The organism is Flavisolibacter ginsengiterrae DSM 18136, from assembly GCF_059568575.1.
This window is the reverse complement of the sequence record NZ_JCANTR010000008.1, coordinates 156664-183209: the sequence shown is the minus strand read 5'-3', so window position 1 is coordinate 183209 and position 26546 is coordinate 156664. Positions and strand designations below refer to the sequence as shown.

General features: G+C 41.4%; 27 protein-coding genes. 12 read left to right on the top strand and 15 right to left on the bottom strand.

What is annotated here, in order from left to right; genetic code table 11:
- Positions 1–4: 4 nt before the first annotated feature.
- On the top strand, positions 5–904 hold the full coding sequence (locus BP74_RS10630) for a CorA family divalent cation transporter (protein ID WP_496373880.1): 900 nt from the start codon (positions 5–7) through the stop codon (positions 902–904).
- Positions 905–936: 32 nt separating this feature from the next.
- Here the strand turns inward: BP74_RS10630 and BP74_RS10625 are convergent, their stop codons facing one another.
- Complete coding sequence (locus tag BP74_RS10625; protein WP_496373878.1) at positions 937–1287, bottom strand: hypothetical protein; 351 nt, start codon at positions 1285–1287, stop codon at positions 937–939.
- A gap of 239 nt (positions 1288–1526) precedes the next feature.
- Between BP74_RS10625 and BP74_RS10620 the strand changes: the two genes are divergently transcribed.
- On the top strand, positions 1527–2135 hold the full coding sequence (locus tag BP74_RS10620) for a CDP-alcohol phosphatidyltransferase family protein (RefSeq protein ID WP_496373876.1): 609 nt from the start codon (positions 1527–1529) through the stop codon (positions 2133–2135).
- 13 nt (positions 2136–2148) lie between these two features.
- Here the strand turns inward: BP74_RS10620 and BP74_RS10615 are convergent, their stop codons facing one another.
- Positions 2149–2973 carry a universal stress protein gene (locus BP74_RS10615; RefSeq protein ID WP_496373874.1) on the bottom strand — a complete coding sequence of 275 codons (825 nt, stop codon included), beginning with the start codon at positions 2971–2973 and terminating at the stop codon, positions 2149–2151.
- 193 nt (positions 2974–3166) lie between these two features.
- The gene (locus BP74_RS10610; RefSeq protein WP_496373872.1) at positions 3167–4012 is read right to left on the bottom strand and encodes a universal stress protein; all 846 of its coding nucleotides are present in this window, start codon (positions 4010–4012) and stop codon (positions 3167–3169) included.
- A 313-nt stretch (positions 4013–4325) separates the two neighbouring features.
- On the opposite strand from BP74_RS10610, the gene BP74_RS10605 reads away from it, so the two are divergent.
- The 5 genes from BP74_RS10605 to BP74_RS10585 all read left to right on the top strand — a co-directional run bounded on the left by BP74_RS10605 (position 4326) and on the right by BP74_RS10585 (position 9262).
- Positions 4326–4832 (top strand): NAD(P)H-dependent oxidoreductase subunit E, encoded by a 507-nt coding sequence (locus BP74_RS10605; RefSeq protein WP_496373870.1) that lies wholly within the window; start codon positions 4326–4328, stop codon positions 4830–4832.
- Positions 4829–6511 carry an NADH-quinone oxidoreductase subunit NuoF gene (gene nuoF / locus BP74_RS10600; RefSeq protein ID WP_496373868.1) on the top strand — a complete coding sequence of 561 codons (1683 nt, stop codon included), beginning with the start codon at positions 4829–4831 and terminating at the stop codon, positions 6509–6511. The genes BP74_RS10605 and nuoF overlap by 4 nt, the downstream gene beginning before the upstream one ends.
- On the top strand, positions 6508–7218 hold the full coding sequence (gene hoxU, locus BP74_RS10595) for a bidirectional hydrogenase complex protein HoxU (protein WP_496373866.1): 711 nt from the start codon (positions 6508–6510) through the stop codon (positions 7216–7218). The genes nuoF and hoxU overlap by 4 nt, the downstream gene beginning before the upstream one ends.
- A 69-nt stretch (positions 7219–7287) precedes the next feature.
- Positions 7288–7830, top strand: coding sequence for an NADH-quinone oxidoreductase subunit B family protein (locus tag BP74_RS10590; RefSeq protein ID WP_496373864.1), 543 nt, complete (start codon positions 7288–7290; stop codon positions 7828–7830).
- Complete coding sequence (locus BP74_RS10585) at positions 7823–9262, top strand: Ni/Fe hydrogenase subunit alpha (protein WP_496373862.1); 1440 nt, start codon at positions 7823–7825, stop codon at positions 9260–9262. The genes BP74_RS10590 and BP74_RS10585 overlap by 8 nt, the downstream gene beginning before the upstream one ends.
- On the opposite strand, the gene BP74_RS10580 is transcribed toward BP74_RS10585, so the two are convergent.
- From BP74_RS10580 to BP74_RS10545, 8 genes are read right to left on the bottom strand one after another with little or no spacing between them, the layout of a single operon-like run.
- On the bottom strand, positions 9259–9732 hold the full coding sequence (locus tag BP74_RS10580; RefSeq protein ID WP_496373860.1) for a hydrogenase maturation protease: 474 nt from the start codon (positions 9730–9732) through the stop codon (positions 9259–9261). The genes BP74_RS10585 and BP74_RS10580 overlap by 4 nt on opposite strands.
- Positions 9726–10763 carry a hydrogenase expression/formation protein HypE gene (gene hypE, locus BP74_RS10575; protein ID WP_496373858.1) on the bottom strand — a complete coding sequence of 346 codons (1038 nt, stop codon included), beginning with the start codon at positions 10761–10763 and terminating at the stop codon, positions 9726–9728. Before hypE ends, BP74_RS10580 begins: the two co-directional genes overlap by 7 nt.
- A gap of 5 nt (positions 10764–10768) precedes the next feature.
- Complete coding sequence (hypD, locus tag BP74_RS10570) at positions 10769–11887, bottom strand: hydrogenase formation protein HypD (protein WP_496373856.1); 1119 nt, start codon at positions 11885–11887, stop codon at positions 10769–10771.
- Positions 11884–12141, bottom strand: a complete 258-nt coding sequence (locus BP74_RS10565; protein ID WP_496373854.1) for a HypC/HybG/HupF family hydrogenase formation chaperone — start codon at positions 12139–12141, stop codon at positions 11884–11886. Before BP74_RS10565 ends, hypD begins: the two co-directional genes overlap by 4 nt.
- Positions 12142–12146: 5 nt before the next feature.
- The gene (gene hypF / locus BP74_RS10560; protein WP_496373852.1) at positions 12147–14453 is read right to left on the bottom strand and encodes a carbamoyltransferase HypF; all 2307 of its coding nucleotides are present in this window, start codon (positions 14451–14453) and stop codon (positions 12147–12149) included.
- A gap of 1 nt (position 14454) precedes the next feature.
- Complete coding sequence (gene hypB / locus BP74_RS10555; RefSeq protein WP_496373850.1) at positions 14455–15231, bottom strand: hydrogenase nickel incorporation protein HypB; 777 nt, start codon at positions 15229–15231, stop codon at positions 14455–14457.
- Between the two features lie 24 nt (positions 15232–15255).
- Complete coding sequence (gene hypA / locus BP74_RS10550; RefSeq protein WP_496373848.1) at positions 15256–15597, bottom strand: hydrogenase maturation nickel metallochaperone HypA; 342 nt, start codon at positions 15595–15597, stop codon at positions 15256–15258.
- 3 nt (positions 15598–15600) lie between these two features.
- Positions 15601–15804: a hypothetical protein gene (locus BP74_RS10545; RefSeq protein ID WP_496373846.1), complete on the bottom strand. Its 204-nt coding sequence runs from the start codon at positions 15802–15804 to the stop codon at positions 15601–15603.
- A gap of 253 nt (positions 15805–16057) precedes the next feature.
- Between BP74_RS10545 and BP74_RS10540 the strand changes: the two genes are divergently transcribed.
- Positions 16058–17092 carry a DNA polymerase domain-containing protein gene (locus BP74_RS10540; protein WP_496373844.1) on the top strand — a complete coding sequence of 345 codons (1035 nt, stop codon included), beginning with the start codon at positions 16058–16060 and terminating at the stop codon, positions 17090–17092.
- Positions 17093–17111: 19 nt separating this feature from the next.
- On the opposite strand, the gene BP74_RS10535 is transcribed toward BP74_RS10540, so the two are convergent.
- Genes BP74_RS10535 through BP74_RS10520 form a run of 4 tightly spaced genes read right to left on the bottom strand, consistent with a single transcriptional unit; the run spans position 17112 to position 20005 of the window.
- Positions 17112–17843 carry an SOS response-associated peptidase gene (locus BP74_RS10535; protein ID WP_496373842.1) on the bottom strand — a complete coding sequence of 244 codons (732 nt, stop codon included), beginning with the start codon at positions 17841–17843 and terminating at the stop codon, positions 17112–17114.
- Entirely contained in the window at positions 17843–18340 is a 498-nt protein-coding gene (locus tag BP74_RS10530) for a hypothetical protein (protein WP_496373840.1), read from the bottom strand. Before BP74_RS10530 ends, BP74_RS10535 begins: the two co-directional genes overlap by 1 nt.
- Before the next feature lies 1 nt (position 18341).
- Complete coding sequence (locus tag BP74_RS10525) at positions 18342–19604, bottom strand: Y-family DNA polymerase (RefSeq protein ID WP_496373838.1); 1263 nt, start codon at positions 19602–19604, stop codon at positions 18342–18344.
- Positions 19601–20005, bottom strand: coding sequence for a LexA family protein (locus BP74_RS10520; protein WP_496373836.1), 405 nt, complete (start codon positions 20003–20005; stop codon positions 19601–19603). Before BP74_RS10520 ends, BP74_RS10525 begins: the two co-directional genes overlap by 4 nt.
- 270 nt (positions 20006–20275) lie before the next feature.
- On the opposite strand from BP74_RS10520, the gene BP74_RS10515 reads away from it, so the two are divergent.
- The 4 genes from BP74_RS10515 to BP74_RS10500 are packed head-to-tail and all read left to right on the top strand — an operon-like array spanning position 20276 to position 26477.
- Positions 20276–21250, top strand: a complete 975-nt coding sequence (locus tag BP74_RS10515) for a Gfo/Idh/MocA family protein (RefSeq protein ID WP_496373834.1) — start codon at positions 20276–20278, stop codon at positions 21248–21250.
- A gap of 4 nt (positions 21251–21254) precedes the next feature.
- Entirely contained in the window at positions 21255–22649 is a 1395-nt protein-coding gene (locus BP74_RS10510; protein ID WP_496373832.1) for a sugar transferase, read from the top strand.
- Between the two features lie 58 nt (positions 22650–22707).
- Entirely contained in the window at positions 22708–25557 is a 2850-nt protein-coding gene (locus tag BP74_RS10505; protein WP_496373830.1) for a M1 family metallopeptidase, read from the top strand.
- A complete protein-coding gene (locus BP74_RS10500; protein ID WP_496373828.1) occupies positions 25557–26477 on the top strand; it encodes a GNAT family N-acetyltransferase in 921 nt (306 codons plus the stop codon). Before BP74_RS10505 ends, BP74_RS10500 begins: the two co-directional genes overlap by 1 nt.
- Positions 26478–26546 lie beyond the last annotated feature (69 nt).

The window sequence follows — 26546 nt, the reverse complement described above, 5'->3', positions numbered from 1 at the left end:
GTTTATGTCAAGAAAAGAACAACTTATTTGTGAAGGTATAAAGTGGACCGACATAACAGATCCTTCCATGAATGAGATGGAAGCGTTGAGTAAGGAATATGGTCTCAACCAGCATATTGTCAGGGATTGCATGCAACCTGAACATTTGCCAAAATATGAGTTTACAGATGGTGTACATTTCCTGATACTTCGATTCTATTCTCATACGCCGGATAAAAGGTTGGTCACCATACAGGATCTTACCAACAAGATCGCTATTTTCTACGATGACCATTTCATGATCACCATACACAAATCAGAAACTCCCTTTTTGGATATGCTACGCAAAAAATATGTAGCAACAGGCAGGTGTGCTTCTACCACCAACTTGCTTGCCCAGGTAGCCTGGCACTCCCTCGAAACCTATGATGAGCCGGCTAATAGGCTGTCTGAGCAGGTTGATTTTTATGAGAACCAGATCATGCTTAAGAACTCTGGCAACGATCATATTGAATCACTGTATATTTTAAAGCGTGAAGCTTCCATAGGGCATAAAGTACTGATGCTGATGCTTGAACCAATCAACCACATTTATATCAAACCGGGTGAGGAAGCTGCCTTGCAGGATGTTAGAGACCAACATTTGAAAATGCAGACCCTATACACCCAGGTTTTGGAAGAATTAAACAACCTACTAAATCTTTCGATGTCTTTTTCGGCGCAAAAAACAAATGAGGTCATGAAGGTTTTGACCATTTTTTCCGCCTTTTTTCTACCCTTAACCTTTATAGCGGGAATATATGGTATGAATTTTCATTATATGCCCGAATTGACCCAAAAATGGGGCTATCCTGCTTCCTTAGTGGTGATGGCAATCATTACTATCAGCATTTTTTCCTGGTTCAAACGCAAGCATTGGCTATAATAAAAATATATCCACTATCCTTCTACAATAAACTACATAATAGATGGCTTGATCTTTTTGTATAGAATTATTGATTGTATTTCCTTGTCCCAAAACAGGTAATCCTTGTTTAATAAAAACCATTTCTTCCAGGCATCAAGATCGCTGGCTGAAGGATGGAACTGACCATAATAGCTTCCATCAGCCTCGGAAGCTATGCCGGTAAGATCCGTAAAAAAACTTACAGCTTCGGAGATCTTTTGAAGTGATTTTTCCTTTTTATCCAGGTAATTCTTAACGACTTGAAGGTTGGCATCTACCAGTTTGGTTACAGTTGAATCAGGAGGTTGAGCCAATATTTTTAAACTGAGGATACAGAATGCCAGTACAAAAGTTGTTTTCATAAAACAGGATTTTGAGAATTGGTTTAATTGGAACCAGGAAACAATTCTTTTACTAATATCAACAATTCAGTTCTAAAATAAAAATATCACTACCATTTATTGACTTGTATAAGCTACCAAACCAACAAAGTTCAATTTTGAAGAAGAGCCTAACCAGGATCATTAAAATTCTATTGGTTAAAGCAGAACTTTATCATTCTGCAGGTAATTTTTAAATTGTAGTTGCAAACCAGGTTTAAATGGAAATCATTGTCAAACATGGGAACCGGGCAAAGGCTATCATTGTAAATTCCATTACCCTTTACCGCCTGTTTGCCTCCTTCGTGTTGCTGTATTTCATTGTAATCAATGATTTTACCGTTTTTAAATGGTTGCTGCTGGTAAGTTTTTTTACTGATGCCATTGATGGTTTTTTAGCCAGGAAATTCAATGTAACCAGCATTATGGGTTCTAAATTTGATTCCATTGCTGACGATCTTACCATATTAATGGCAGTGATAGGAGTCTTTGAATTCAAGCCAGGATTTATCAGCCATGAAAAGTTTCTAGTTATAACACTTCTGGGTCTCTACCTGATACAGACCATAATGGCATTAATAAAGTATGGGAAGATCAGCAGTTTTCATACGTACCTTGCCAAGTCTGCTGCTATTGCCCAGGGTTTGTTCCTGGTATTTTTATTCTTTTTACCTCAATGGCCTTTAGGATTGTTCCGGGTAGCTGCAGCAATAACCATCCTGGATTTATTAGAGGAAATTATATTGGTAACTATGCTTGCCAAATGGCAAACTGATGTAAAAGGCATCTATTGGGTTATCAACAAAAATAACCGGCATGAAACGATATGATGCGAGATCCAAACTATTCCCCGGTATTCTTCAGAACAAGTAATGGAATGTTCAATTCGAAACTCAGATCATCTGTATAGATGGCACCAGTGATCCTTTCAAAAAGATTATGATGGTGCGCCATCATGACAAGTAAATCTGTAGGATGATTTTCAATATATCGCAAAATTCCTTTTTCAACATCATCGGATTCTACTCTTTCGTATATATAACTTGTTCTGGATAAAGCCAGGCCTAACTGTAATTTCTCAGGCACTTCCGAAACTTTAAGATCAGCGCCTTTAGGATCTATATGCAACACCCGTAAAACAGGATCAAACTGTTCAATGAATTGAAACATTGGTTTGAAACTATACCCTGTGACCATTTCAGTAAAATCCACCGCAAGAACTATATTTTTAACAGGGGTGAATGAATAAAATTCAGGAATTACCAGGACGGGAACTTCAGTTTTGCGTATGGTTTTTAATGTTGCACTGCCCCAGATCTTATTTCTATTCTCACCTTTCATTCCCATAATGATAAGGTCGACATTTGTTTGTTTTGCAATTGAACTTATGGTATCACCAGTATACCCAATTTCGATATCACCATGTACCTCTACTCCATAGTTTTCTTTTATGAATTTCACCTCTTTGGCGATCAGTTGCCGGTTCTTTTCATGCTGTTCAGTTTCAGTGTACATCCATGGCTCAGGACCAATAGCGGCAGGGATGAATTCCAGGTAAACATGCAACAATGATATTTCCGCACCTGTTATTTTTGCCAGTGAGGCGGCATATTCCTCTGCAGCACGCGAGGAAGCAGAGAAATCAATAGGAACCAATATCTTTTTCATGATATAAGGTTTTGATGTCATCAAGCTGACCAAAGATCAATAACTCAAACGCTTTGAGAAATGACAATGGTTGCCAAAATGCTGATGGTCATCACCCTATTAAAATATTATCACAAATGAAATTCTTTCATCCGCACCAATAAGTAATTGACAGTACCAATCTTTGGATAAATACCTCCCTGGTATTGCTCTTTCACTTAAGAATCATCACAGGCTTTTTGGAGTTGCGGTATATAGCCTCAGAAATGCTTTTATGTGTCAAAGCGTATAAAAAGCTATACTTACCCGGAAGGGCTATAATGATTTCCACAGGATGTTTTGCTTCGAAATTCATAATGCCCGTGATGATGTCTGCTTCATTTGTATAATAAATGTGATGAGGAAAATTCTTTAATATTTGATGGAGTTTTTCCTCACTGGCCTTGAATTTATCATCCGGGTGAAGATATCGTTCCCTGGGATCAACATTCAGTACCTCCATAGTAACATCCCCCCAGGCAGTGGACCTGGGAAGACTATTTAATTTTTCCAGCCATTGGATGGCATTAAAATCACAGGGAACGAGTGCATGGCTGACAGGTTTATACACATAATCGGCTGGTACAATCAATACACGTACCGGGCTAATCTTGGCAATTGTTATCACATGACCTGAAATATAGCTATCACTTGAATAACTATAATGGTCACTGCCCAAAATAATAAGGTCCACTCCTTCTTCTTCTACTACTTCTATAATTGATCTGATCAAAGGATATTCACTAACAGCCGTCATGACCTTAGCAGCAGGTAATGAGCCCGCAACTTTTTTGCAAAGCTTATCCAGTGCGGCCACAGTTTCTTCCCTTTCCATGAGTTTATAATCCTGGCAGACATTGCCATACTCTGCGGAGACAATGATCGATTCAAACATGGAGTCGTATAGAGATTTTAAAAGAATGATCCTGTCATAATCATATCTACGGGACCATTGCATTGCAAACTCAAGCGCATTATCAGATGTATCAGAAAAATCAACCGGCACAAGTAATGTTTTCATATTGCTGTTGCTATTTTAAGAGATACTCAACACCAGACTGAGGTCATTGAAGTTAGCAAATTGTTTAGTACAGTTTGCAATCTCCGATAGTTAAAGTGACCAGGCTTACGAAAGGCCGTAACTGTATTATTTGTCTAAATCGAGCTAGCTTTTACTCTTGACCTGATAATAAAACTACTGTTCGCCATCAGTAAAAACACTGATGAGAATCATAGCACCACGATTCCACCTGGAATAGTTTTACCGCACCAATGAGTCCTCAGATCGTGTATTCAACTGATGCAATATTTATTCTGCACAATCAATTGTAATTATGAAAAGTACTTCAGCGATGAATAGTGAATTGCCAGCAACAGATCCCCGGGTAAAACTTCTTGCAGCCAAAATAAAAAAGGAAAACTTTAAACCGGATGCGCTTATCGAGATCCTTCATTCAGCACAAAACTCCTATGGCCACCTGCCAATGAATGTGCTGGGATATATAGCAAAGGCACTACACCTGCCACCTTCCAGGATCTATTCAACTGTAACCTTTTACCACTTCTTCTCACTTAAATCAAAAGGTGAACATACCTGCCTGGTTTGCACTGGTACCGCCTGTTATGTAAAAGGAGCCCAGGCGATATTAAATGAATTGGAAAGGAAGACCGGCCTTAAAGCCGGCCAGGTTTCGGCAGACAATAAGCTGGGAGTGCAGGTAGCAAGATGCATAGGCGCATGTGGCCTGGCACCGGTAGTTGTTTTAGATGACGAAGTGCAGGCAAAAGTTACGGCTGATGAAATCATCAATAAGATCATCGATAAAATTGGGACAAAATGAACAGACAAGAATTCAAAAACCTGATAGTTGCTGAAAAGGATAAAATAAAAAACAGCTCTTTCAAGCATAAGATCTGTATTTGCTGTGGAGCTGGATGCATTTCTTCCGGGTCTGAGGCTGTGATGAAAAAATTACAGGAAGAGATAAAAGAGAGAGGATTGGAATCTGAAGTAGAAATCATTCCAACGGGTTGTATGGGACCATGTAACCAGGGGCCTTTGATGAAATACCTGCCGGAGAATACCATTTATCAAAAAGTAGATTGTTCAAATATTTCCGGGATAGTTCAAAGCCAGCTAATAGAAAGGAAACCCATTGAAGATTTGCTCCTATTTGCCGACTCAAGGCCAAAGCCTTTTTCTAATGCAGATGAAGATCCATTTTTCAGTAAACAGTTAAAGATCGTATTGAAGAATTGCGGCAACCTAAATCCTGAAAGGATTGAAGATTACCTGGTCCAGGAAGGCTATAGTGCATTGGACAAAGCCCTGTTTGAAATGTCACCAGAAGATGTGATCGCAGAGATCAAACATAGCAGGATGCGTGGACGCGGAGGTGCAGGTTATCCAACAGGTTTGAAGTGGGAAACAGTATATAAATATGTGAATGACCAGAAATATGTGATCTGTAATGGAGATGAAGGTGACCCGGGCGCATTTATGGACCGAAGTGTATTGGAAGGCAACCCTCACAGGGTTTTGGAAGGAATGGCCATTGGTGGATATGCTGTTGGGGCCAGTAAGGGTTTCGCATACATAAGAGGTGAATATCCCTTGGCCATCAAACGGTTCGAAGCTGCTATCAAACAAGCTAAGAAAATAGGCTTATTAGGATCTAATATCCTGGGCAGTAATTTTTCATTTGATGTGGAAGTAAGAATTGGTGCCGGCGCCTTTGTTTGCGGTGAAGAAACAGCTCTAATTGCATCAATAGAAGGAAAGCGTGGTACACCAAGACCCAGGCCTCCTTTCCCTGCAGAGAGTGGTCTGTGGGGCAAACCAACCCTTATTAATAATGTTGAAACTTTTGCTGGTATAGCCCCGATTATAAATAATGGCGGTGAATGGTACAGCGAGATCGGTACACCAAAAAGCGCAGGAACAAAGGTCTTCGCCCTTGCAGGCAAGATTAATTATTCAGGCCTTATAGAAGTACCCATGGGCACATCGCTGAGAGAGATCGTTTTTGATATCGGGGGAGGCATTCAGGGTGGCGGCGATTTTAAAGCTGCTCAAACTGGCGGACCTTCTGGAGGGTGCATACCCGCTGAGCACCTCGATGTGAAAATGGATTATGAAGCCCTGGTTAGCCTTGGTTCTATCATGGGTTCAGGAGGGCTCATCGTTATGGATCAATCCTCTGACATGGTGGATGTTGCCCGATTCTTCATGGAATTCTGTATGGATGAAAGTTGTGGCAAATGTGTGCCTTGCAGGGTGGGTACCAAAATGATGCACGACCTGCTGCAGAAGATATGTGATAACAATGCTTCAAAAATCGACCTGGAAAGGCTTGAAGAATTGGCAGTGTATGTCAAAGAAGCAAGTTTATGCGGACTGGGAGGATCTGCACCCAATCCTTTGTTAAGTACCCTTCGCCATTTCCGCAATGAATATGAAACCCGGATAGGCAAATACGAACAAAAGCATATTGATGTACCCCAAACATCTGAAGTATGAACACCATAGAAATTAAGATCAATGAAAGGCCTTTAAAAGTTGTGGCTGGAATAACTATCCTCCAGGCCTGCAGGGATAATGGAATAGAGGTATTGACCATGTGTCATCTAAAAGGCCTCACGGATATAGGAGCCTGCCGGCTTTGCCTGGTAGAGATTGAGGGCGTCAATAAATTACTTTCGGCCTGTACGACAAAGGTGGCAAGCAATATGATTATCCGCACTGATACTGAAAAGATCAAGCGATACCAGCGCATCACTACAGAATTATTTTTCGCTGAAAGAAACCATGTTTGTTCAGTTTGTGTTGCCAATGGCAATTGTGAGCTTCAGGAATTGGGATACAAGGTAGGAATGGATCATATACGTTATCCTTTCCTGTTTCCTCAATGCAATGTGGATACCTCTCACCAGTATTTTGTGATGGATCACAACAGGTGCATCATGTGCACCCGTTGCGTGCGTGTATGCAGTGAAGTGGAAGGAGCTTTTAACTGGGATGTAAAAAATCGAGGCTTCCAGGTAAGGGTGATCTCTGATTTCGATACACCCTGGGGTGAGTCAATTACCTGCACCTCTTGTGGCAAATGTTTGCAAGCCTGCCCAACAGGTGCATTGTGGTCAAAAGATGTGGTACAGGGCCAATTGGAAAAACACCCGGAAATAATTGAGGAGCTGGTTGAAAAAAGAAAATTGTTATTGAGCTAAAACAAATCCTTAATACGTATTTGAATAGCATTTCATTACAAAGTCAATGATCGAAATAAAAAAGGTAAAATGGCAAAGAAAAAAATAGGTACAGTATGGCTCGGAGGATGTTCGGGCTGCCACATGTCACTACTTGATATAGATGAACGGATATTAGATGTTGCCAGGCTGGCAGATATAGTAAAATGTCCTATAGTTGATGGCAAAGGGTTTCCCGAAGTCGATATCGCTCTTGTGGAAGGATCTGTTACCAGCGATGAGCATTTACATGAAATATTACATATCCGCAAACAGGCAAAAGTTTTGGTTGCACTGGGCGATTGTGCAGTAATGACCAATGTTACAGGCATGCGTAATTACCTGCAACTAAATGAGGTCTTTGATACTGCGTATGTCAGTGCTTTAAGCAATGACCAACTGGGAACATTGCCCAGCCACCCGGCTCTGTTACGCTTGCATGACAAGGTACTTCCGTTACAGGAAGTGGTGGATGTAGATTTTGTAATTCCCGGCTGCCCACCAAGCGCTGACGCCATCTTTTATGTACTGTTCGAATTTTTAAATGACAGGGTACCTGATTTAAGCGAAGTAAAAAAACTAAAATATGGTTAACGAAGATAAAAGACAGATCCTCATATCACCTGTCACCAGGATAGAAGGACACGCCAAAATAACTATCCAGCTGGATGATAATGGACAGGTGGATGAAGCATTTTTTCATGTCAACGAGTTCCGGGGCTTTGAAAAATTTTGCGAGGGAAGGCTATATACAGAAATGCCCATCATCACACCACGCATTTGCGGCATATGCCCCGTCAGCCATTCCATAGCCAGCGTAAAGGCCTGTGAAATGATACAGGGTATACAACCAGCATATGCAGGCAATATATTAAGACGTCTCATTCATATAGGACAAAATATCTCATCTCACGCCTTGTCCTTTTTCCATTTATCTTCCCCGGATCTTTTATTAGGATACGACAGTGACCCTGTAAACAGGAATATTCTTGGCCTGGCAGAAAAATTTCCAGACATAGCATTAAAAGGGATCAGGTTAAGAAAATTTGGACAGGAGATCAGCCAGAGAATTACCGGCAAGAAGATACACATAAGTGGTATTGCGCCCGGAGGCATGGCATTTCCTCTTACAGAAGAAAACAGGTTGGCCCTGTTGAATTGGATTCCGGAAGCCCTGGAAACTGTGCAACTGGGTATAGATATCATCCGGAAATTTCATGAAGAGAATGCAGAAATGGTAAGAACATTTGCTGCTTCACCTACCCTCTACCTGGGCACCGTAGGTCCACAGGGAGAACATGAATTATATGATGGTAAGCTCAGGTTCATCGATGAAAATGGGAACATATTACAAGACCAGTTAGATCCTAAAAGATACCTGGAATTTATAGCCGAACGCTCCGTAAGCTGGTCATACCTGAAATATCCATATTACAAACCGCTGGGCTATGAAAAAGGCTTTTACCGTGTAGGACCATTGGCAAGGTTAAATGTTGCCAGCAAAATGAAAACGCCAGTCGCTCAAAAGGAGTTTGAAAATTTCAAGGCATTAAGCGGTGGCAAACCCATTCATGGAACTTTTTATTATCATTATGCACGCCTTATAGAAACATTAAGCAGCGTGGAAGAAGCCGAAATGTTATTGAATGATCCGGAAATTACGTCCTCCCATATTCAAACGCATGGAAAATGGAATTATGCTGAAGGCATTGGTTGCTCAGAAGCGCCAAGAGGAACCCTGTTCCACCATTATATTACGGATGAATCGGGGAAACTATTAAAAGTGAACTTATTGATCGCTACCGGGCAAAACAACCCTGGCATGAACAGGAGTATTACGGAAGTAGCAAGGCAGTATGTTAATGGCAACGATATAAAAGAAGGAATGCTGAACAGGGTGGAATCTACCATCAGGTGTTATGATCCTTGTCTTTCCTGCTCCACACACGCTATTGGTGCAATGCCCTTACAGGTAGAAGTGATCAATGCGGAAGGAAAAATAATAGAGAGAATAGAAAGAGGTTAATTCTTTTGCGAATTGATCCATTCCATTGTGAGGCTAATTGCTTTTGAGCAATTAGCCTTTGCTTTTTCAGAAAGCTTTTCACCTATTCCAAAATCATAACCCCTGACAGCACAAATGAACAGGGATAATTTTTTGTCATAGATCTTTTGAGAAAGTGCACCCAACATAGCAGCATTTACATGGTGAGATGTTGATAATGGAATGGCATTATCCGGAAACAACTCGTAAAGTTCTACTTCACTACCCGTAAGGGAGGCATCTGTTATCAGCACATGGTCAAAAGACAAAAGGTCTTCCACCAATTCAGCATCCAGTTGCTGTACAATCATGGTAGTTATGCCAGGAACTTCCATTTGTTCAATAGCCAAACATATATAGTTACCGATTCCATCATCAGCCCGTATGGTATTACCCACACCAACAATACAGATTTTATTGACTTTATAGTTTGCCACTGTACACTTTAGCATATCCGGGGTAATTGTTCCCCGGTTAAATAATTCACTACCCTCTTGCCTCCTATACGGCTTTTCATCACCACTTTTCCCGGGTGATCCCTTGTTACCTCACCAATGATAGCGGCCTGTGATCCATTACTATCAACCTGCAATTGAGCCAGGAAATCCGCGGCTACCTCCTCCTTAACAATAGCGACAAAGATGCCCTCATTGGCTACATACAGGGGGTCCAATCCAAGCATTTCGCAGGCACCCTCCACCTGTTCTTCAATTGGCAAACTGCTTTGATCAATGGAAAAACCAAACTGGGTTAGCTCCGCTACCTCATTCAATACAGAAGCAAGACCACCCCTTGTCGGGTCCCGCAAGAATTTTATTTGATTTCCAAATTGATCGAGCAATCCTGAAACAGTATGATTGAGATTTACCGTATCACTGATAATAGTGGTTTCAAATTCCAATCCTTTTCGCACACTCATGATAGCTATGCCGTGAGTAGCAATGCAGCCACTAACAATGATCTTGTCACCAGCCTCAATGCGATCATGATGGATCAGGGCATCCGGATGGATAATACCGATGCCGGAAGTATTAATGAAAAGTTTGTCACCCTTACCTTGTTCGACAACCTTTGTATCACCTGTCACTATTTGAACACCAGACTTTCGGGCCGCTTCTTTTATACTTACCAGCACCTGCCAGAATTCCGACATGGTCAACCCTTCTTCAATTATAAATGAAAGAGAAAGATACTTTGGTATTGCCCCACACATGGCAAGATCATTAACAGTACCATTCACTGCAAGTTCACCAATATTACCCCCCGGAAAGAAAAATGGGGATATAACATAGCTGTCGGTGCTGAAAGCAATTTTTCCATTCAACAAAAAGCTGGCACCGTCATGTTGTTGGTCAAGAAGATCATTCTTCAAGAGATCAAATACACCGTTTTGCAATAGTTTATGAGTTAAAAGGCCCCCACCCCCATGACCTAAAGTGATCACATCAAAGTCAAATTTGGGTATGGGACAAACTGTTTTCATTCTGATTATATAATGAGGTTAGCATCGCTTTGCATTACTTTAGCAGACGCATAATGATAATAGGCCGCGCAGGCACCTTCACTGCTTACCATTGGAGCTCCCAGCGGAGTCTCCGGCTTACATGTAGTGCCAAAATTCGGGCATTGAAAAGGCTTCTTCAATCCTTTCATGATTGCTCCACTTATGCATTGGCTGTTTTCAGCTACATAAGGCAACGACAGATTGAATTTTAGTCTTGAATTATATCCCCTGTAAGCATCACAAACCTCGTAACCGCTACCCGGAATATTCCCGATACCTCTCCATGTCCGGTCACTGACCTCAAACACTTCATGTATTGCTTCCCTTGCCATATGGTTTCCATCACGGTTTACTGCTCTTGCATATTGATTTTGTACCAGGTGGAAACCATTTTCCAATTGCTGCACAGCCATTAAAATACCCTGCAACAAATCCACTGGTTCGAAACCAGTGATCACGATGGGGATCTTATATTTTTCAGCAATTGGAAAATATTCATCCAGGCCCATAATGGCACATACATGCCCTGCAGCTAAGAAGCCATCAATAGTATTTTCTTCATCCTGTAAAATTGCGTCCATAGCAGGCGGTACGAGCACATGAGAAGTGAGTATGGAATAATTAGGCAGCTTTAATTTATGAGCCTGGATGACACTTAGAGCATTGGCAGGGGCTGTGGTTTCAAAACCCACTGCGAAGAATACCACTTCTCTTGATGGATTTTCCATGGCCAGTTGAACAGCCTCCAGCGGCGAATACAAAATGCGAACATCAGCACCTTTAGCTTTTGCCTCCAGCAAACTTGTTGTTGATCCAGGCACTCTTAGCATATCACCAAAAGAGCATAGTATTACATTAGGTTGTTGAGACAGGAAAATAGCTTCGTCAATAACACTTATTGGCGTAACACATACAGGGCATCCTGGTCCATGCACCATAGTGATGCCTCCGGGAAGCATATCAAGTATTCCATTCTTCACCAGGCTATGTGTTTGTCCGCCACAGATCTCCATTAAAGTCCATGAGCCCCGGGTTATACGGTGAAGCTCCTCCAGGTATTGATGCACCAGGCCAGGGTCTCTATATTCCGAAAAATGCTTCATAGGGCAGAAGATTTAAGTTCATCCACTTCATCCATTTTACTTAGGTATTCTAAAGTCAGCAAGGCTTCCTGTTCATCCACCACGCTTATAGCAACACCAACATGAACAAGGACATAATCACCAATACCCGCCTCTGGAACCATACAGAGGTTTACCTGCTTCACTATGCCATAAAAAGATACTTTCCCCATCCTGAATGTAACGTCATCCTGATCGGTAATTGAAATGATCTTTCCTGGTATCGCTAAACACATATATTTCAATTTTGGTAGTGAAGAGATTCTTTTCTCATTATGCTTGTATTTTCAATAGAATACCTGGCCAGTTGTCCAAAACCAATGCATTCATCATTGCAACTTAACTGGTGGTGAAAGAAAAGCTGGTGATCATGTGCCATTAATTGAAGGATCAGATCCACAAGTAATGCATTTTGAAAAACACCTCCGCTAAAAGCGATCTTTTGAATTCCAAACTCTTTTGCTGACTGCCTTATGCATTGGGCCAATGAAACAAATACTTTATAGGCAATGCGGCTAACGGGAATACCATCCAGTTTTTCCTGCATTACCTGCTGCACCAGTACATTCCAATCCATCCTGTTTCGTAGCCGTGGGATAGGATAATATTCACCGCTTTTGTCTTCACAACATGCTGCCATGGCTTCCAGTTTCATAGCTGCCTCCCCTTCAAATGAATTGAACTGGATGATTCCCAGCATGGAGGCAATGCCATCCAAAAGCCGGCCCATACTGGAGGTTAAAAGCTGTGGGGGTTGAGCTATTAATTTAATCATATACTCCCTTTCAGGGCCTATAAATGGTTGTAATGCTTCTTGAAAAAATATTTTATGATTATTGAGTAATGATAGCGCTGACAATCTTGGTTCACGACTCATTTTATCGCCCTGCAACCAGGCAAAATAATCCAGGTGTGCAACGCGGTGCATATACCCGGATTCAAATACAAAGAATTCTCCTCCCCATATTTGTTGGTCATCTCCATAACCCGTTCCATCCCATATAACCCCTAACACCGGATCATCAGATTGCATCAGGTTATTTTCTGCAAGTACCGCGGCAAAATGTGCTTCATGATGCTGCACTTCCATAACAGGAATATATAGTTGATCAGCCAGTTCCCGACCAAAATTTGAAATTGCATACTGTGGATGCTGATCTACAATGATTGCCTGCGGAATGAATTGCAATAATTCTTTCAGGTGAGTCAATGTACTTTTATAGCTCAACTGAGCACTATAATCAGATTGATCACCAAGGTACTGGCTTATGTATACATTTTCTCCAGCAACCAGGGCGAAAGCACTTTTCAATTCTGCACCCATCGCCAATAACCCCCTAGATATATTGAATGGATTTACATGATAATTAGGCGCTAAACCACGCGAGCGGCGAATAAGTATCTTTTGACCGGTTGATGTGAATTGCATTACACTATCATCCTGGGGCATTACAATTGCTCTTTCAAATGTCAATACATAATCAGCATATTGTGTCAAGTAGATTAAGGCGTCATCATCCTGGTAAATGATGGGTGAACCACTTAAATTACCACTGGTAGCCACTAGTGGAATATCCATTGAATATGAAACCAGGGCCAGCAAGGCGGTATAAGGAAGCATCACACCAATCCTGGTTAGACCAGGTGCCACAAATTTTGTACAGATCCCTGTTCCGGGTTCATCCTTTAACCTGCACAGAACTATAGGAGCCACGGTGCTTTTCAACGCTGTGATCTCGGGCTCAGATAATATCACATCCTGCTTTGCTGATTCAATGGATGGATACAACACCGCAAATGGTTTTTCAGGGCGATGTTTTCTCTTCCTGAGCAAGTCTACAGCAATTTCATTGGTAGCATCACAAACAAGCAGGTAACCGCCCACTCCCTTTATGGCCACTATATTACCCTCCAATAAAACTTTCTTAATGTCAGCAATTATAGCAGATGCGTCATTGGATAGCTCCTCGCCTTCTTTGCTGTACCATTTCATTGGAATGGTACATTCAGGGCAGGAATTGGTCTGACTGTGGTGACGTAAGCCATAAATATCACTGTATTCCTGCTTGCAGGAAGTGCACATCTCCATTTTCGCCATTGTTGTCTGTTCCCTGTCATATGGAAGACCTGTGAGTATAGAATACCTGGGTCCACATTGCAAACACGTGGTAAAAGGATAACCAAATCTTCTATCCTGCTCATTAAATACTTCAGATAAACAGGATTGGCAGATAGCTATATCCGGAGGAAGCATGAGATCTGCCTTACCGGCATTATTGCTATCATGGATGACAAATGATGAAAAATGTTGGGGCTCTATTGGTTTGATAGCATGTGAAGTAACAATTGCATTAACGGGTAAGTTGTCAACCAGGTATTGATAAAATTCTTCAGCAAGATCTGTTGAGGCATTGAACTGGATGCAAATTCCTTTTTTTGTGTTGGAAACATGTCCTTTGATATCTCTTTGCGTTGCCTGTTTGTAAATGAATGGCCGGAAACCAACTCCCTGCACTAAACCTTTAATATTGATTTCCCAGGTTTGCATCTTAAGAGGTTTGAGGTACTGGCATCCTTTGTTTTAACCAGTCATACCATTCTTCCAATCCTTGTCCCGACGTACAACTCAATTCCAGAATTTTCAGGGCAGGATTTACCTGCCATGCATATGTTTTAGCCTTTTCCAGGTCAAAGGGCACATACGGCAACAGGTCCGTCTTATTAATGATGCAAAGCGTCGAAGAATGAAACATGTCAGGATATTTGAGCGGCTTGTCTTCGCCTTCGGTAACACTCATGATCACTACTCGTTCCTGTTCGCCGAGGTCAAACATAGCAGGACAAACAAGGTTACCAACATTTTCAATAAACAGGACAGAATCATCTTTGGGCTTTATCCCCTGCAAGGCATGAAGGATCATATGTGCATCTAAATGACAGCCTTTGCCTGTATTGATCTGGGTAACTTTTGTACCTGTGGCATGAATGCGATCAGCATCATTTGAAGTATACTGGTCGCCTTCAATTACATAAAATTGGTGGTCCTTATTCAATTCTTTTAGTGTACACTCCAGCAAACTGGTTTTTCCTGACCCGGGTGAACTGACCAAATTCATGGCCAATATATTTTTCCCCAGGAAATAGCCCCTGTTTCTTTCTGCAAGCAGGTTATTGCCTGATAAGATGTCCTGTTCAACATCTATCGATCTTTTACCCTCGTGAACATGGGTATGACCATTTCCATGTGTATGATGATCATGCACCTGCTGACCATGTTCATTAATGGAAACATTTGCAGCATCATTACAACCGCAGGTAGCACACATATCTTTTGTTTTATTATAAATTAATCAGCTTACTGTCAAATTTTTAATCCTTAATTCCTGTCCCTGAAGAATCATTAACGAATGACTATTACAATTGGGACATGGATCAAATAATTCCTGGACAAAAAACACAGTCCCGCATTGCTTACATTTTGCTTTTCCTTCAATAGTATGGATACGCATTAACGACCCCTCCAATAAAGTCTCTTTCACTCCATACTCCCACGCAAATTTCAATGCATCGATCTCAACGGTTGCCAGGCAACCTATCTCCAATTCTATTTCTTCTATCAAAACTGCTTTTGCCTTAGCCGCTTCTCTTTCCGCAATGGAAACGATATTACTCACTATGGAAAGCTCATGCATATTCTAATCTTTTTTTACAACCTTCCTCATCCTTATTACCAGGAATGCTATGCCTGCTATCAATAGTAATGGCAGTGCAAAATGTTCGGGCTCAACGAAATAATGGGTTACAGTAAATCCATCTGTGGAACCATGACCTTCATGAGCCGTTACCAACATGGGCATCAGGATAAAAAGTACGGATGCAAAAGGCAATAATCGTTTCATAAATTCTGCTGTTTTAAATAAGTAATATTAAATACATCGATCACCATAATTACTAAGATGGGTCATTGCCAAAAGTGATACTTATCATAATTCAGGCAGGTAATCAATGAGCTTTCGGATTTTTCGGGAATTCACTGGTCATAAAATGTAATCAAGCACGGCTTTGGGTCATCATCGGGGTTTGCTTTTTGAAGATGTAAACCACGGGTATGGGAAACAGGATGCTCCCCAATGTTTCCCACAAAAAAAATTTATGACGGGCAGGACAAAGAAAAACAAACAAGATATTTTTCCAGAAATCCAGGCAGGCGCTAAAGCAGGAAAACTTTCACAGGCCAGCGATGATGCATGGGAAACTGTTCAACCAAAATTGATCACTAGCCAGGAAGCTGTGGAAGTAGAAGGACACAGCATTTTGCTTACTAATATTGAAAAAGAATTATGGAAGGGAATGACCAAAGCACAAGTAATAACTTACTATAACACCATTGCTCCTTTTATTTTACCCTACCTAAAGGACAGGCCATTGGGATTAAACATCAGCCCCGAAGGGCCTTTTCGGGAAAGTGTATTTATACGGGGTTTAAGAGGACATTATCCAAAATGGGCGAAGATCTATCATACGGAAAGAAAGCACAAGAAAGCTGGCAAGAGCGACACCATTGATTGGCTCATATGCAATGACCTGTCTACGCTGGTTTACATGATCAATTTAAATTGTATAGACCTTCATCCATGGAGCTCCCGGATCATAACACCAGACCATCCTGACTACATATCAATAGACCTTGACCCCAGTGACAATGATTTTGGAAAGGTCATAGAGACCGCGAGAGCCGCTAAAGAATTGCTGGATCAACACAGGATCAAATCATTTATAAAAACTTCGGGGAAATCCGGCATGCATATATTTCTTCCCAGCTCCACCGTACAATTCGGAGAAGCCAGGATCATTGCAGAAAATATCTGTAATGCTATCCACGATCTGGTGCCAGGCATTACTACTACAGAAAGATCAGTCACCAACAGGGGAAATAAATTGTATGTGGACCCCAGCCAGAATGATTACAGCGACAGGTTAGCCGCAGCATACTGTGTTCGGGCCTATAAACAGCCAACAGTTTCTACCCCACTGGAATGGAAGGAAGTTAGTTCCACTCTCCATCCATCGAAATTTACGCTATCAACCATTCTTAAAAGGCTGGAAAAGAAAGGCGATCTGTGGAAGAACCTGCTTTCCGAAAAGGTAAGGACCGGGAATATTAAAGGAATGAATACTTTCCGCTAAATACCAGTGGACATTTTAGTTAAAAAAGAGAAAGTTCATTACTATCTTTTCCCAGCGGAGGCAGGTCCGGCCAGTTAAATGGCTCATCTTTTTGCTTTTTATCAGGTCTCTCCTTTTGCGTTCGAATAGTATGTACCGGGTAATAATTGAGGTTATCTGAAGGAAGTTCATAATCCAATATGGCTTCCATTTCTGCTTCCCCCAGGTCAACGGCTACCCATCTTTGTTCGAGTTGCTTATCTGCTAGGAAAAGGGGCATACGAAACGGGTTATCACCACTGTTATGGATCTGGCACATGATATCATTTCCAGGCCTGGTGATCAGCACAAAGGAATTTTGAGAGGTGCTGAATAATCCTGGTATACAAAAAATTCCCCTGCTTTTCATTTTCACATAGTAGGGTACTTTTTTCTTCCATCCTTTTATTTCCCGGTGTTCATAGATACCTGTAACGGGAATCAGGCATCGGCTATTTCTTCTCCTGTACCATTTTGATTTTTTATCATTCAGTATCCTTTCTGATTGGGCATTAAACGAAATTATTCCAGGTGCCACTTCTATACCCCATTTTAAAGGAATCAGCTCGGGTTTTCCATTCCGGGAAACAATGATAGGATAAGACTTCTCTTCCCGAATCTGGAAATGCCGATTCATGTTGTACTCAAGCCCCAATTGGGGATCCACCACTAATCCCGGAAGATAGTCAGTAACCATTTCAATGGTAGTGGAAAATGAAATATCATAACACATCAGGAAAGCTTTTCTATTTCTTCAAATTTAACCTTTACCTCCCTTCCTTTGTAGCTAAGCCTTACAAATAATTCCCCAAACTGAACCTCGTAGTTGGTAAGCACCAATTCACCTGCCTTGGGTGTCCAGCCAAGAGCGGCAACATACCGCTTAGCTTTTTCCTTCATATGGTCAGTAATGCTTTTTTCCCAATCAGGCCGAAATACCGGGGAATAGATTCTGTAATCACCTGTCGGGGCAGCAGCCCGTCGTAATCTCTCACGGTGCGAAATATCCTGCCAATCATACAGGAAACGGTAAGGGTTATACGCAATGGCACCAAAATGGTCCTGCGCTGTAGTTAAGAGCTCGTAATGGCTTACCAGGAAATGACCCCTGATGCCCTGGTCACCAGTTGTTCTTGCCCGCTCAAATCGTTGCCTGACAAAATATCGCTTGCCTGAAACTATCAACGCCTCCAGCAACTCTGTTGTAAAGGGATGAAATGGATTGAACATATTAACTGGCTTTAATGACCTGGTGGAGTCTTGTCGTGAAAGCATGGGATAAATTGCCTTGTTTGAGCTTCCAGTTTTTCCCATAATCCTGCACTCCGAAACGTACTTTATCCTTTCCAAAAACCTTGTTGAGCTCATCTACCTTTTCCATCAGTTTACGGTCTCTTTCGCTGTTAAGGATTTCAAATAATCCCAATTGGATCTCCTTTTGCGGAATAAGGTCAAGTACCATAACGCCTGCCTTTTGATAATTGTAGCCCTCCCGGAATATCATATCAAGCGCTTTCATAGCATGTTTCATTAAAATAGTGGTCAGGTTTGTGGCTACTTCCAGTTCAAGCGTAACAAATTGAAAATATTGTGCATCCTGTGGACGGTGCGGATTGGTTTGCAAAAACACATGAAGCTTCCTGGCACAGGTGTTATCCTTTCTTAATTTTTCGCCGCAGGAGGAAGTAAACTTGGCTACTGCCTGGGATATCTCATTCTTGCTGGTGATCAGTTTTCCGAATGACCGGGAGGTGCAAATGTTCTTGCGTACTTTGGTGGCTTCTTCCCAGGGAATGCAATTGACGCCCTTTAATTCATTCAATAAGCGTTGACCTACTACACTCATTTCTTTGCGTATCCATTCTTCAGGAGCCTTCCTTACCAGTTCAAGCGCAGTAGTAAACCCTTTATGTATTAGCAATGACTCATATTGCTTTCCAATGCCCCAGATGTCACCAATTTTAGTAGCAGATAAAAGCATTTCCACCAGTGCATCATTATACGCTGAAAATACGCCTTCCATCGGCCTATTCTGCTTAGCATACCGGTTGGCCATTTTGGCAAGTGTTTTTGTGGGCCCGATGCCAACAGTAACAGGTATACCTGTACATTTTCCCACCATTTCCCTGATCTCTTTTCCCAATTCTTCAAGGTCTTTGTATTTCATTCCCGACAGGTCTGCAAATATCTCGTCCACAGAATACACCTCAGCCTTGGGCACCAGTTCCTTTATCACCTGCATCACTCTCCGGCTCATATCATCGTACAGGGTATAATTTGAGGAGAAAACTTTTACCTCTTCTTTTTGAATCAATTCATCTATCATGAAGGCAGGTTGCGCCATCTGGATGCCCAATTTCTTGGCTTCTTCGCTCCTGGAAATGGCACAACCATCATTATTGGATAAAACGATAAGTGCCCTGCCCAGCAGCCCGGGATTAAATACCCGTTCACAGGAACAATAGAAGTTATTACAATCAATAAGGGCAATCATACCGGGTATTTTGATACTTGTATCACCACCGCGGTCACTACTCCCCAGATACGAAAGTCCATATCCTCCGAAATGACCATGGTCTTATACTTTTTATTGGCAGGAACAAGCGTATGCCTGTTCTTGTCTTTTACATAATATTTTACCAGGAACTCCCCATCCACCGAAGCGATTATAATGGAATAATTCTTTGGCCGAACCGATTTATCCACCACCAATAAAGCACCGGGCGGAATGTGGGCATCTATCATCGAATCATTTACAGCTCTGACATAAAAAGTGGCTGCCGGCCTTTCAACCAACTCTTTATTCAGGTCTATCTCCTCCTCCGAGTAGTCTGCTGCCGGTGAAGGAAATCCTGCCTGTACGGTTCCCAGGAATGGTATAGGTTGACAGATCATAGTTACTAAATTATTTAGCAAATCTTAGCCCTTTTTTGCAATTGGCCAATCACAACTTATCCACGTCCCGGATTATAGCTTCCCAAATGCCTCAATCTATTGTCCTAAACATTGTAATTTTCTCGCGTCCTTTGCACACCTGCCTTCCTGGCTAATGAAGCGATCCGGTAGCATGAAATTTTATCCGGTAAATTATTGGAGTTCCTAATCAATTAAGAATTAACCAATAACAAATAACCCCCGCATACTCACCCCCCTTATCTTTGATCCATGCTTAAGATCGGATTATTTGGAACCGGCCACCTGGGAAAATTTCACCTGAACAATTGGAAAGAGATTCCTGGTGTAGAGATCGCGGGTTTTTTTGACCCTAATAATGAAACAGCCGAAGCCATTATCAACACTTATGGCATTCCCCGATTTGACGATGAGGATGCCCTGATCGATGCCTGTGATGCCATTGATGTGGTTACCCCTACCCAATTCCATTTCTATATATGTGAGAAAGCCATTAAAAAAGGAAGACATGTATTTGTAGAAAAGCCCATGGCTCACACAATGGAAGAAGCCAGGACTTTGGTTGCCCTTGCGGCTGAATCAAAGGTAAAATTCCAGGTAGGTCATGTGGAGCGGTTCAACCCAGCCTTCCTGGCTGCCAAAAACCTGGAACTAAATCCTATGTTCATTGAAGTGCACCGCCTGGCACAATTCAATCCCAGGGGAACAGAAGTAAGCGTGATCCTTGACCTGATGATCCATGACATAGATGTTATCCTTAGCCTGGTGAAAAGCGAGGTAAAATCTATTTCAGCGAATGGGGTGGCCGTTATGACAGACACGCCCGATATTGCCAACGTGCGCATTGAATTTAATAATGGTTGTGTGGCCAATCTTACCTCCAGCCGCATATCCATGAAAAAAATGCGCAAGATCCGCCTGTTTCAAAAAGATGCTTACATCGGCATTGACTTCCTGGAGAAAAAGACAGAGGTGATCAAACTAAAGCAGGACAGTGATGAAAATGTATTTTCTTTTGATATTGAAACTCCAAGGGGTACAAAAACCATCGCCATAGCCAATCCAACAGTGCCTGAGGTAAATGCCATTAAAATGGAGCTCCAGGAATTTGTTGCGGCCATTCAAAATAATACCCAGCCTATTGTAAATGAAATCGACGGGTTCAGGGCAATGGAAGTGGCACACCAGATTTTGCACAAGATCAATTATAATCTTATTGTTTCTTAAGTAAATGGGCAACAACAGGATCATCCACCCTTTCTGGTACGCCCTCTCAGATTATGCCATGGGCTTTCTTGCCTGGGCCGACTTTTTTTTCTTCCGTAAGAGTTTATTGCATGAGGGATATGAAACAGATGTAACCTTTTGGTTAGGGGTGTTTTTTATTCCGGCAGGTTGGCTTATACTTTATGCACTGGTTGGCAGTTACCATTCTATTTATAAAAAATCAAGGCTTACCGAGGCTTTTAAAACTTTTGTTTGCAGCCTTCTCGGCTGTACACTGTTATTTTTTCTTTTCATCTTAGATGATGTAAACAAAGATTACACTTATTATTACAGCGCCTTTGCTGCATTATTCTTTATCCAATTCTTCCTTACCCTGACTGGCAGGCTGGTCCTTTTAACATATGCCAAAAAACAACTGGACTCAAAAGCTATCCGGTTCAAAGCCATCATCGTTGGTCATCTTCAAAATGTACAGAAAGTTTATAGCGAATCTGAAAAGAATTTGGAGAGAGAAGGATTTTTCGTGAAGGGATATATTTCTCTGGCAGACATCAATGAGTTCTCCTCTCCTATCCAACAACTTGGCACACTGGAACAGCTGGAAAAATGTATAGATGAACAGCAAATTAACCTGGTAATTATTGCCATTGATAAAAATGAACAGTCCTTAATTGCTTCCATTATTAACCGCCTATCCGAAAAAGATGTGGCCATTAAAATCCAGGCCAATACACTGGATATCCTTGCTGGTTCTGTCAGAACCAGTAATATCCTGGGGCCGGTGTTAATAGATCTGCATACAGGTTTAATGCCTGAATGGCAATTGCATATTAAAAGGGTCATAGACGTGATATTATCCTTTTTCTTTTTGATATTGCTCTCTCCCTTACTCCTTTACATTGCAATTAAAGTGCGCCTTTCATCTGCCGGGCCCATTCTTTTTATCCAGGAAAGAATAGGTTTTAAAGGCAAGCCTTTCTCTATGTATAAATTCCGTTCGATGTACCTGGATGCAGAAAGCGATGGCCCCCAATTATCTTCAGATGGCGATCCCCGTATCACCCCATGGGGAAGGACCATGCGCAAATGGAGGCTGGATGAACTGCCGCAATTGTGGAATATACTCAGTGGAGAGATGTCATTGGTCGGCCCGCGACCTGAAAGAAAGTTTTACATTGAACAGGTGGTTGCAGTTTTCCCCTATTACAAATACCTTTTGAAAGTAAAACCTGGTCTTACCTCATGGGGCATGGTTCAATATGGATATGCGGAAAATATTGAAGGAATGATTGCCCGTAGCCAATTCGATCTTGTTTACATTGAAAATATTTCCCTTTTGCTTGACTTCAAGATATTACTCCATACCCTGCGTATTATTTTTTTAGGAAAAGGCAAGTAATACCTGCTTCATTTCAGATTTGCGAAATTGAATTCTATTTTTGATCAAACATATTTCCTTGCAAAAACTATTTCTCATCCTGGTTGCCTGTTTTTCTTTCCACCAGGGAATCTCTCAATACTGGCAACAAAAGGTTTCCTATGTTATAGATGTCACCCTTGATGATAAGGAAAAAACCCTTGATGCTTTTGAAAAGATCACCTACAAGAACCAATCCCCGGATACGCTTTCCTATATCTGGTTTCACCTATGGCCTAATGCCTATAAAAACGATAAAACAGCATTCAGCGATCAATTGCTGGGCAATGGAAATACAAAATTTTATTTCTCTGACAAGGAGCAAAAAGGATATATCAACAGGCTGGATTTTAAAGTAAATGGAGTAAGTGCAAGAACCGAGGATCATCCTGAACATATAGATATTATCAAGTTATTTCTGCCACAACCCCTTGCTCCCGGGAAAGAAATAACTATCAGCACGCCATTTCATGTAAAGCTCCCGTTCAATTTTTCCAGGGGTGGATATGATGGCCAGACTTTCCAGGTATCTCAATGGTACCCCAAACCAGCTGTTTACGATCGAAATGGATGGCACCCGATGCCTTACCTGGACCAGGGAGAATTTTACAGTGAATTTGGAAGCTATGATGTAAGAATAACCGTACCCGGGGATTATGTTGTAGCAGCCACGGGCAACCTGCAAAATAAAGAAGAGCAGGAATGGTTGACTACCAGGAAAGGTGTAGCAACAGCCATACAAACCAGGGCATCTCACCCAAAAACAAAAACCATTGTAGCCAACAAAGTAAAACCTGTTGTCAAAAAGCCAAATGTATTTCCGGCTGAACAGGTCAAAAACAAAACACTGCATTACCTCCAGGACAATGTTCATGATTTTGCATGGTTTGCCAATAAAAACTTTATTGTGGATCATGATACCTGCCAGTTAGCTTCCGGAAGAAGTATTAAGGTCTTTACTTACTATACAACTGCAGAAAAACAAACCTGGGATTCATCAACATCTTATGCCAAAGATGCCATACATTTTTACTCTCATGAAGTTGGAGAATATCCTTATGATGTTGTAAGCGTGGTGCAGGGACCTCAAAGTTTTGGAGGCGGAATGGAATACCCAACCATAACCATCATTTCTCCCATGCCTTCTGCAAAAGACCTTGACATAACTATTGCGCATGAAATTGGTCATAACTGGTTTTACGGAATCCTTGCCAGTAATGAAAGAGATCATCCATGGATGGATGAGGGCATTAATTCTTTTTATGAGAAAAAATATACGGAAACCAAGTATGGACCTTCCAGCCAGGAAGAAGAACTTTTTTTCCAGACAAAAGCACTAAGACATACCGATCAACCAATAGAGACCAGATCCCAGCAGTTTAGTGAATCTAATTATGGATTGGTGGCTTATCATAAAACAGCAGAATGGATGGCTTTCCTGGAAGAAAAATTAGGAAAGGATGTCTTCCGGAAAACCATGCAGGATTATTTTACAAATTGGCAGTTCAGGCATCCTCAGCCTTCCGATTTTCGTGCTGAGATAGAACAAGCCTCACCACAGGTGGCCTCCGATGTTTTCCCTTTACTATTGGGAAAAGGCGTTCTGCCCAATCATCAATTAAAGGGTTCAACAATTCTATCACCTCTTTTGAAACATTCAATAAAAAATTATCTTCTAAATCCTACCAGGAATGCATTGTTGCTCTCTCCTGCCATAGGCATTAACAGTTATGACAAGTTCATGATAGGTGCCATTATCACCAATTACAAATTACCTCCTTCAAAGTTTCAATTCCTGGCAGTGCCATTATATGCTACGGGATCCAAACAATTGAATGCACTGGCAAAGATTAATTATTCTATTTCTTCAGGCGGAATTGTACGGAAAACTGACGTCTTTGTTAACGGCTCACGATTTTCAATGGATGAATTCACCGATACCGCAGGGCAACAGATCAGGATGCAGTTCCGCAAAATCACTCCCGGTATCAAACTGACTCTTAGAGAGAAAGATCCACGGAGCACGGTGACCAGGTACATTCAATGGAAAACATTCTTTATTAATGAAGAATCAATTCAATTAAAGAATGATAGCATTATTTCGGGAACTGATACGGCATTGATCACCAGGTACTCAACTCCTGCTAAAAGCAGGTACCTTAACCAACTGAAACTGGTATATGAAAATTACCGGGCACTTTATCCGTTTGACCTTAACTTACTGGTGGAACAGTCCACTGATTTTATCAGGCCCTCCCTCACCGCCAATTATTTTTTTAATTATCCCAAAAAAGGCGGGTTGAATGTGCGGTTGTTTGCAGGTAAATTTCTTTACCTGAATGGAAAGACCATTGCAAAACAATTTGCCAACGACCGTTACCAGTTGAATATGAGTGGGGCCAAAGGTTATGAAGATTACACCTACTCTGATTATTTCATTGGCCGCAATCGGTTTGAAGGTTTGGAAAGCCAGCAGATCATGGTCAGGGATGGAGGATTTAAAGTTAGAACAGATTTGTTGGCTGATAAAACAGGCAAAACGGACGACTGGCTGACAGCTGTGAACTTTACAACAACTATACCTGATCATATTAATCCCCTCTCCGTTTTACCTATAAAGATCCCGCTACGTCTATTTCTTGATGTTGGCACCTACTCAGAGCCATGGAAAAACGGATCAGGAGAAAGCCGCTTTCTTTTTGATGCAGGGATCCAGATTCCATTACTGGCTGAAACATTGAATATTTATATTCCATTATTGTATAGTAAAACCTATGGTGATTACTTCAAATCACACAAGCCTGAAACTTCTTTCTGGAAAAACATTTCATTTAGTATTGATCTTTTCAATAAAGACCTTAAAGCCCTAAACCGGGAAGTAGAATTCTGATGAACGAACAAAGGTCTATACAACATCTTCCCAATGAAATGATCGATAAAGAAAAATGGGACTATTGCATCCACACATCCGGGAATGGATTGATCTATGCCTATTCCTGGTACCTGGACAGGATGGCAGACAACTGGGATGGCCTTGTGCTGGGCAATTATGAACTGGTGATGCCTTTGCCATGGCGTAAGAAAATGGGTATTCATTACCTGTACCACCCTGCTTTTGTAGCGCAGTTAGGCCTGTTTGGAAACTCTATTTCTTCGGACATGCTCCAACAGTTTTTCCTGGCCATACCCGGTAAATTCAAATACTGGGATATGCCACTCAATCATACTAACAAGTTTGCCCTAAGGGGGTATCACTTGAATCAAAGAGCCAACTACATTCTGCCCTTACATAAACCTTATGATGAACTGTACAAAGCTTATAGGGAAAATAGCAGGCGAAATATAAAAAAGGCCCAGGGTTATGGTTGTATTGTAAAAAAAGGTATTGACATTAATGAGGTTATTGACCTGGCAAAAGACCAACCGCAACAAAGAGAAACATCTGACCAGGACTACTGCAACTTCCTGTCCCTGTTTAAAAAACTGGAACAGGATAAAAAAGCTATTTGCTATGGAATCTATTCAGGGCAGGATCAACTACTGTCCTCCTGCGCACTTGTATATTCCAACAACAGGTGGTTTTATATACTGGTAGGTAACCATCCTAATGGCAGAACACTTGGCGCCTCACATTATTTAATTGATGCTATTATAAAGGATCATGCAGGTAATGAAGTGATTCTTGATTTTGAAGGTAGCGACATACGAAATCTTGCCTTTTTTTACAGCAGTTTTGGAAGCCTTGAAGAAAGCTATGCAACGGTCCATCTGAATCGCCTGCCCTGGTACATCAAATGGGCTAAACCTTAATGGTTTGGCAGGTTAAAATTCCCTTACATACCTATTCATCTCCTGTCTATCTTTGCGGCAAAATTTTGA